The organism is Steroidobacter sp. (assembly GCF_036406195.1).
Taxonomy (GTDB): domain Bacteria; phylum Pseudomonadota; class Gammaproteobacteria; order Steroidobacterales; family Steroidobacteraceae; genus Steroidobacter.
Genome location: NZ_DASWVW010000017.1, coordinates 60,001 through 67,569 on the forward strand (window position 1 = coordinate 60,001; position 7,569 = coordinate 67,569).

Consider the following 7,569-nt stretch of genomic DNA (forward strand, 5'->3'; position numbering starts at 1 on the left):
TGGGTCTTCACCGGATCGAGGATCTTGAAAATCTGCTCCTGATAGGTGAGCGCGTTCTGTTGAATCTGCTCCGGCGTCAGCGGCGGACGCGTGGCGTTGCGTCCGGATGGGTCGCCGATCAACCCGGTGAAATCCCCGATCAAGAAAAACACGTCGTGGCCGAAATCCTGAAAGCGGCGCATTTTGTTGATGAGCACCGTATGGCCCAGATGCAGATCGGGCGCGGTCGGGTCGAAGCCGGCCTTGACCCTGAGCGGCTTGCCCCGGCGCAGCTTCGCGAGCAGCTCGGACTCGAGCAGGATTTCATTGGCGCCGCGCTTGAGCTCGGCCAGTTGTTCTTCCGCGGTTGGATGGGCGACTGACAGCATCGGATTTCCAGCGTGCCGCGAAGGGCACGATAACGAGTGAACGAGTTCGAATACCGGCGACTTTAGTCGCTCGGAGCGGTCCGGGTCACGAGTGTGAGCTTCGGCGGACCCGCGGCCCATTTTCGTGAATTGATTCGTGGGTTGACGCGAGCGGCGCGATTCTTCAAATTTGCGACCTGGTTCATTTACTTTAACTTATCTACGCATGTGCTATGCGCGAGTCTAGGCGGGCTGGACCCTTGAATTTTCCAAGCGGAATGAAGAAGGGCTTTCAAGGCAGTCCCAGTTCCGGGCCCAGCGCCAGGATCGCGTTCGACTACAAACCACAGCAGCGCACGCGTCCCAATCACGCGCGTTGGTTTGTTTCCGGCCTGGTGCTGCCGCTCATCGGCGGCATCGTCGCGTACACGATCGCGACGCGCGAAGATTCGTTCGTCGAGCCGCGGCCGCCGGCCCTCAGCGTGGCCAACCTGCCGCCCATCGAAATCGAGAAGGTGACCATCCCGGCGGCGATGCCGCCCTCGGTGCTCGGTGACACGGTCGAGTTCGTGGTCCGTCGCAACGACACGATGGACCGCATCTTCCGCCAGCTGAAGCTGAACCTGACCGACCTCGCCAACCTTCGCAACCTTCCCGACGTCCGCGCCAGCATCGATCAGCTGCGCGTCGGCGACACCATCACGCTGGTCCACGATGAAGGGCTGCTGCAATCGTTGACCCGCCGCATCAGCGAGACCGAGATCCTCTCGGTGACGCGCGTCAACGAAGGCTTCAGGTCCGAAGTGATCGAGACGCCGCTGGACATTCAGGAAGTGCAGGCCGAGGGCACGATCGAATCGTCGCTGTTCGTGGCCGCACGCGCCGCGGGCGTCAGCCCCGAGCTGATCCTGCAACTGGCCAACGATATCTTCGGCTGGGAGATCGATTTCGCGCTCGATATCCGCCCGGGCGACAAGTTCCACCTGGTGTACGAACAGAAATATCGGGACGGCAAATTCATCGGCAACGGCCGCATTCTCGCCGCCGACTTCCTCAATGACGGCAACCTGCATCGCGCCGTCTACTTCGAATCCGCCGACGGCAAAATGGCCGACTACTTCGCGCCCGATGGCCGCAGCATGCGGCGTCAGTTCCTGCGCGCGCCGCTCGAATTCACGCGCATCAGCTCGAACTTCAATCCCAAGCGCCGCCATCCCATCCTGAACACCATTCGCGCCCACAAAGGCGTCGATTACGCCGCCCCGACCGGCACCGTCATCAAGGCGGCCGGCGACGGCAAGGTGAAGTTCGTCGGCACCAAGGGCGGTTACGGCCGCGTAGTGGTCCTCGAACACGGCGCCGGCATCTCGACGCTCTATGGTCACATGTCCCGCTTCGCCGGCGTTCGCAACGGCCAGCGCGTCCGCCAGGGCACTACGATCGGTTATGTCGGCAGCTCGGGTGCAGCGACGGGTCCGCACCTCCATTACGAATATCTCGTGAACGGCGTACACAAGAATCCGCGCACCGTGCGCCTGCCCGATGCCGCGCCGATTTCCGATGAGTATCGAGCCGAATTCCTGACCAAAGCCGGGCAGTTGTTTGCCAAGCTGGATCGCGCGGGCGCGGCGCAGGTGGCTTCGACCCTGCCTCAGTAACCTGACAGGTCCCAGACCGTCCCCATCTACTCCCCTCCCGTAAGGCGGGAGGGAATCAAGAATTCTTCGGAGAGCAGCCCCTGGAAGGCCCCCGTGCCTGCGAGATCTCCGCAGGTCGCGATTTTGTGACGTGATCACCGACACGCGCGTGTAACACATTCGCTGCGGTGCGCGTAGTATTCTCGATGTCCCACCAGGACGACGGGCGACCACGGTTTCATGCTCGATGTGAATCTCAAGGCTCCCGAGTACTACATCAACCGGGAACTGTCCTTTCTCGAGTTCAACCAGCGCGTGCTCGCGCAAGCTCATGACGAGCGCCTGCCGCTGCTGGAACGCATTCGTTTCCTGGGCATCTCCTGCTCCAACCTGGACGAGTTTTTCGAGATTCGCGTCGCCAGCCTGAAGCAGCGGCAGGAGCTGGGCTCGGTGGCCGGCGGCTCGGACGGCATGAGCGTGCCCGATCAGTTGCTGGCGATTCACGAGCGGGCCGCGGCGCTGGTGCAGGATCAGTACGAGTTGCTGCACCAGCTGGTGTTTCCGGCGCTGGCGGCGGAGGGCATCCACTTCGTCAACGCCAAGACGCTGATGCCGGAGCAGCGCAAATGGGTCGGCGACTACTTCGCCAAGGAAGTCGAGCCGGTACTTACGCCGCTGGGTCTCGATCCAGCCCGGCCGTTTCCTCGCATCCAGAACAAGAGCTTGAACTTCATCGTGCGGCTGTCCGGCAAGGACGCGTTCGGCCGGGACGCCGAGCTCGCGGTAGTCCAAGTGCCGCGCTCCCTGCCCCGGATCATTCGCTTGCCGCCCACCGCCGGCGAGCCAGGCAAAACCTATTTCGTGTTCTTGTCCGCGGTGATCTCGACCTTCGTCGCGCAGTTGTTCAGCGGCATGAAAGTGGAAGGCGCCTGGCAATTTCGCGTCACACGCAACAGCGATCTGTTCGTCGACGACGAAGAAGTCGACAACCTGCTGCGCGCCATCGAAGGCGAGCTGGCGCAGCGGCGCTACGGTGCCGCCGTGCGCCTGGAAACGTCGCAGGATTGTCCGGAAGACATCACCAGCTTCCTGCTGCGCCATTTCGCGCTGAAGCGCGATGATCTCTACCAGGTCAACGGCCCGGTGAATCTCAACCGCTTGATGGCCATCTACGACCTGGTCGACCGGCCGGACCTGAAATATCCCCCGTTCACGCCGTCCATCCCCAAACGTCTGGTCGCGAAGGAGGATATGTTCGCGGTGATGCGTGAGGGCGAGATCCTGCTACACCACCCTTTCGAGTCGTTTGCACCGGTCATCGATTTTCTACGTCAGGCGGCCGCCGATCCGGACGTGCTCGCCATCAAGCAGACGCTCTATCGCACCGGCCCGCAATCGCCGGTCGTCGACGCGCTGGTGGACGCGGCGCGCGCGGGCAAGGAAGTCACCGTCATCATCGAGCTGATGGCCCGGTTCGACGAAGCCGCGAACATCCAGCTCGCGACTCGCCTGCAGGAAGCCGGCGCGCACGTCATGTATGGCGTCGTTGGCTACAAGACGCATGCGAAGCTCATCATGGTTGTCCGCCGCGAGCGCGGAAAACTGCGTCGCTACTGTCATTGCGGAACGGGCAACTATCATCCGAACACCGCCCGCGTATACACAGACTACGGTCTGTTCACGTGCGACGAGGCGATGGGCGAAGATCTGCACGAGCTGTTCCTGCAGCTGACCAGTCCGACGCGCGTCGCGACCATGCAGAAGATCCTGCAATCGCCGTTCACGCTGCACGAGGGGCTGCTGGAAAAGACGCGGCGGGAGATGGGGTTCGCGCGTGCCGGCAAGCCCGCGCGCATCATCGCCAAGATGAATGCGCTGATCGAGCCACAGATCATTCAGACGTTGTATTCGGCCGCGATGGCGGGCGTGAAAATCGACTTGATCGTGCGCGGCATCTGCGCTCTGCGGCCGGGATTGCCGGGCATTTCCGAGAACATCACGGTGCGTTCGGTGATCGGCCGTTTCCTCGAACACTCACGCGTCTACTACTTCCACAACGACGGCAATCCCGAGATCTTCTGCGCCAGTGCCGACTGGATGGAGCGCAATTTCTTCCGGCGCATCGAGGTGTGCTTCCCGATCGAGCGCAAGGCACATCGCGATCGCATCGTCGAGGACCTGGAAACCTATCTGGCGGATAACGAGCAGGCCTGGGTGCTGGGCCCCGATGGCCGATACGAACGCGCCACGCCGGGTGACGCACCGCCCGTGAGCGCGCAGCAGGTCCTGCTGCAACGCTATTCGGAGGAGAGAAGTGAATAATGACCAATGAATAGTGACTGGCCAGGGGCGTTCTTTGCGACAGTGGGAAAAGCTCCTCTGACCAGTCAATAGTCAACCAGTCAGTAGTCACTTCGTTCTTGATCAGCTCACGCGCAGGCGGAAACCGGCCGCTTTCAAGTATTCGACCTCGTTCTCCAGATCCGTGGCGGTCAGCGGATGCGTGTCCAGCCAGCCCTTCGGGAAGGTGATCTCCAAGGCGCGGGCTTTGGGCTGCAGCTCGATCCTGGGCAGCGCCTGCGCGCTTCGGCCTCGATGCAGCAGCACCGCCAATCGCAGAATCACGATCAGGAACTGCGCCTTGATGTGCCACGGCGGCGTCAGATCCTCCAATGCATCCAGTTGCAGCTTGCGGCGGTGAGCACCGACGATGTACGCGAGAATTTTCTGCTCTTCCTGCGGAAAGCCCGGCAGATCGGCGTGCTCGAGCAGATATGCGCCATGCTTCTGGTAATGCGAGTGCGAGACGTCCAGTCCGATTTCGTGCAAGCGTGCCGCCCAGGACAGCGCCAGCTCCGCGAACGGATCATCGAGCTCCCAAGTGGTCTGGGTCCGTCGCAAGAACTCCAGCGCCGTCGCTTCAACACGCGCAGCCTGCGCCTGATCGACGTGATAGCGGGCCTGCATCGCGCGCACGCTGCGCAGTCGCGCATCTTCGTCGGTGAACCGTCCCACCAGGTCGTATAGCAATCCTTCGCGCAAGGCGCCCTCGGCAACCTTCATCGTCTTGATGTCGAGGACGCTGAGCAATTCCGCGAGAATGGCGAGCCCGCCGGGAAACACCGGCACGCGCTCCTCGGCCAGCCCTGGCAAGCGCAGCTTCGAGAGATCTCCAGCACGCAGCAGTTGCTCGATGAGCTGCTCTACGTTCTGTGGTGTGATGGTGCCGTCGTTGCCAGAACGAGCGGCACGCAGCACGTCGCTCACCGAGCGGATCGTGCCGGACGAGCCCGCCGCGTGGTCCCAACCATAATCTTTGAACGTCGCCTGCACCGGCTCCAGTTCGAGGCGAGCGGCGAGCCGTGCGCGCTTCATGCGCTTCTCCGTAACGGCGCCGTCGCTGAACAGGCGGGAGCTCATGGTGACACAGCCCATGTGCAAGCTTTCGAGCTTCTTCGCGTGCAGCCCTTCGCCGATGATGATCTCGGTGCTGCCGCCGCCGATGTCCGCGACCAGGCGTCTGCCCGGCTCGCTCGGCATGGTGTTGGTAACGCCGAGGTAGATCAGGCGTGCTTCTTCGATGCCCGAAATGACTTCGATGGGATGGCCTAGCGCTGAACGCGCGCGGTCCAGGAATGCCCCTTTGCGTTTGGCCTTGCGCAAAGTGTTGGTGCCGACCACGCGAACGCTCTCGGCCTTCATGTCGCGCAGGCGCTGGCCAAATCGCTCCAGGCAGGCGAGCGCCACGTCGATGGCCTCGCGCTTCAGGCGACCTTGTTCATCGAGTCCCGCACCGAGGCGCACGGTCTCGCGCAAGCGATCAAGAACGGTGAGCTGCCCGTGCGAATGACGGGCCACGATCATGTGGAAGCTGTTGGAACCGAGATCGACGGCCGCAATGACATCGGGAACCTTGCGGGCCATTCGACTTCAGGGGCGACTTCAGGGCCGACTTCAGGGGACTTCAGCGACGGATCGGGGCGAAGCCGCCGAGGCTACATCGAGAACGACGAGCCGCAGCCGCAGGTCGTCGAGGCATTCGGATTGCGAATGACGAACTGCGCGCCTTCGATGTCTTCCTTGTAGTCGATCTCGGCGCCGGCAAGGTACTGGATGCTCATCGGATCGATGAGCAGCGTAACGCCGCCGTTCTCGACGCGCGTGTCGCCCTCCTCCAGGTTCTCGTCGAACGTGAAGCCGTACTGGAAGCCCGAGCAGCCGCCGCCTTGCACGAAAACGCGCAGCTTCAGATCGGGGTTGCCTTCCTCGTCGACGAGCTCCTTCACCTTGCTGGCGGCACTGTCGGTGAAGACCAGCGGCACCGGCGGTGCATCGTCAGCGGGGTGGGAAGTGTTCTCTGCAACGGCGCTCATGGCGTCTCCTGGTAAATCTCGGTCAAACAGTCGTCGGATGCAGGATTATCCCACCGCCGCCGTCGGATTCGCCGACGCGTTCGACGACGCCAACTTGATCAGCAGGGGTTTTTCATCAGCTTTCAGCGGGCGCAGTTCACCGTTGATGGTGGCGCCCTGGTGCATCTCGAGCGCCTGGTAGCGAACGTCGCCCACGATGCTCGCCTTCGGCTGCAGTTCCAGCAGTTCATCGGAGTGAACCGGGCCCTCGACCGTGCCGTTGATGATCACGTGGCCGGCCTGCACCCGACCGATCACCTTCGCCTTCTCGCTGATGACGAGAATGCTGTGCCCTCCCTCGGGCGCGACGACGTCACCCTGGACCTCGCCGTCGATGCGCAAGCCCTCGGTGAACCGCAGTTCCCCGACAATCACGGTCCCCTCGCCGATCAGGGTGCGGATCGGCGGTTGCTTCTTCTTTGTGAACATCTCGTTCTCCGTTCTTCGGTCGGTTGGTGTGTCGGTCGTGGTGCGGGGCGGCAGGCGTTGTTACAGCTTGGTGGTCTGGCTCGTGCGGACATTGCCCTGGTTGTCCGTGACCTTGATCGTGAGGCTCTTGACGACCGCGGCCTCGGGATGCTCGATGAAGCCCTCCAGGCGCACCGACTGGCGCACCTGGAATGCCTTCGCGCCGCCCGGCTGAGGATGAGACCACGGTTTGCCGTCGAGCGTTCCGCCGAGGATGATCTCGTAGCGACCGCTGAACTCGGGCACATTGCGGCCGATCTGCATCAACAGGGCCTGATATCGAGTTTCGGTGGGGGATCGGGTCTGCGCCTTCAGCGCGCGCACGTTCAGGCCCTGGCTGCCCGTGGACGGCAGCAGTCGCTCGAAGAAGCCGAGGTCGGCCTTCAGTCGAAGGTTCTCGGCCTCCACCTGCTTGAACTGCTGAACCAGGCGCTCCTGCGCCACCTGCTCGGCGCGCAGCAGGCTCTGGGCGGTGTTGGCGATCGACTGGGCGCCCTCACGCTCGGAGCGGAGCTGGGCCACCTCGTCACGCAGGCGAACCAGTTCGGCCTTCGCGTTGCGATCGAGCCCGGCGATGTTCTTGCCGAACTCGAACGCCCAGAGACCGATGGCGGCCGAGAAGCCGAGCATCAGCGCCAGCACCACCCATCGCAGCGGCCACGGCAGGTGGCTGCGCACGATCATGCGCGGGGCGCTGATCGAGAG

The 7,569-nt window shown here is 63.0% G+C and carries 7 protein-coding genes (1 of these 7 only partly in view); 2 read left to right on the top strand and 5 right to left on the bottom strand.

What is annotated here, in order from left to right:
* A protein-coding gene (gene tyrS, locus VGE08_RS07705) for a tyrosine--tRNA ligase (protein WP_331067277.1) crosses the window boundary here: on the bottom strand, positions 1-368 show its 5' portion. The gene continues 859 nt to the left of window position 1, outside the view; the window shows 368 of its 1,227 coding nt (coding positions 1-368); it begins with the start codon at positions 366-368; the stop codon falls past the left edge of the window.
* A gap of 257 nt (positions 369-625) precedes the next feature.
* Between tyrS and VGE08_RS07710 the strand changes: the two genes are divergently transcribed.
* Together VGE08_RS07710 and ppk1 are read left to right on the top strand one after the other, a co-directional pair.
* Positions 626-2,005: a M23 family metallopeptidase gene (locus VGE08_RS07710; RefSeq protein WP_331067278.1), complete on the top strand. Its 1,380-nt coding sequence runs from the start codon at positions 626-628 to the stop codon at positions 2,003-2,005.
* A gap of 219 nt (positions 2,006-2,224) precedes the next feature.
* The gene (ppk1, locus tag VGE08_RS07715; RefSeq protein WP_331067279.1) at positions 2,225-4,306 is read left to right on the top strand and encodes a polyphosphate kinase 1; all 2,082 of its coding nucleotides are present in this window, start codon (positions 2,225-2,227) and stop codon (positions 4,304-4,306) included.
* A 102-nt stretch (positions 4,307-4,408) separates the two neighbouring features.
* Here ppk1 and ppx read toward each other — a convergent pair whose 3' ends face one another.
* The 4 genes from ppx to VGE08_RS07735 all read right to left on the bottom strand — a co-directional run.
* Positions 4,409-5,908 carry an exopolyphosphatase gene (ppx, locus tag VGE08_RS07720; RefSeq protein ID WP_331067280.1) on the bottom strand — a complete coding sequence of 500 codons (1,500 nt, stop codon included), beginning with the start codon at positions 5,906-5,908 and terminating at the stop codon, positions 4,409-4,411.
* A gap of 71 nt (positions 5,909-5,979) precedes the next feature.
* Positions 5,980-6,357: an iron-sulfur cluster insertion protein ErpA gene (gene erpA / locus VGE08_RS07725; RefSeq protein WP_331067281.1), complete on the bottom strand. Its 378-nt coding sequence runs from the start codon at positions 6,355-6,357 to the stop codon at positions 5,980-5,982.
* 45 nt (positions 6,358-6,402) lie between these two features.
* Positions 6,403-6,825: a polymer-forming cytoskeletal protein gene (locus tag VGE08_RS07730; RefSeq protein ID WP_331067282.1), complete on the bottom strand. Its 423-nt coding sequence runs from the start codon at positions 6,823-6,825 to the stop codon at positions 6,403-6,405.
* Between the two features lie 60 nt (positions 6,826-6,885).
* Positions 6,886-7,569, bottom strand: a 684-nt coding sequence (locus tag VGE08_RS07735; protein ID WP_331067283.1) for a DUF6776 family protein, incomplete at its 5' end; no start/stop codon positions are given.

Bases quoted from the DNA above. Each gene is read 5' to 3' on its own strand.
- VGE08_RS07710 (WP_331067278.1), top strand. From the start codon at position 626: ATGAAGAAGGGCTTTCAAGGCAGTCCCAGTTCCGGGCCCAGCGCCAGG.
- ppk1 (WP_331067279.1), top strand. From the start codon at position 2,225: ATGCTCGATGTGAATCTCAAGGCTCCCGAGTACTACATCAACCGGGAA.
- ppx (WP_331067280.1), bottom strand. From the start codon at position 5,908: ATGGCCCGCAAGGTTCCCGATGTCATTGCGGCCGTCGATCTCGGTTCC.
- erpA (WP_331067281.1), bottom strand. From the start codon at position 6,357: ATGAGCGCCGTTGCAGAGAACACTTCCCACCCCGCTGACGATGCACCG.
- VGE08_RS07730 (WP_331067282.1), bottom strand. From the start codon at position 6,825: ATGTTCACAAAGAAGAAGCAACCGCCGATCCGCACCCTGATCGGCGAG.